This window comes from Gilliamella sp. B2717 (genome assembly GCF_026536675.1).
GTDB lineage: Bacteria > Pseudomonadota > Gammaproteobacteria > Enterobacterales > Orbaceae > Gilliamella > Gilliamella apicola_I.
Map to the genome: position 1 here is coordinate 1 of NZ_JAFNNQ010000007.1, position 216 is coordinate 216.

At 51.9% G+C, this 216-nt stretch carries 1 protein-coding gene; it reads right to left on the reverse strand.

From position 1 onward, the window contains the following. The coding region (locus tag J3U35_RS02105) for a type VI secretion system Vgr family protein (protein ID WP_267359224.1) at positions 1-216 on the reverse strand (216 nt) is incomplete at both ends.

Genomic DNA, 216 nt, shown 5'->3' on the forward strand with positions numbered 1-216 from the left:
GCGTTTTGCCGTATTCAGTCGCCAGCTTGATATGCTCTTGTCCCCGTTTGTCATCCATGCGCAACTTGTTATTGGTGGGGGTACGAATCACATTACGGTGTTTGTTTATTGTGGTGACATGGTCAGGGTGGGCACTGTCATGCAGGGCATGGGCAATATACGGGCGGTCAGGATTGCCGTCCATAAAGGCCATGGCGACTTCCGTGCCGTCTATTA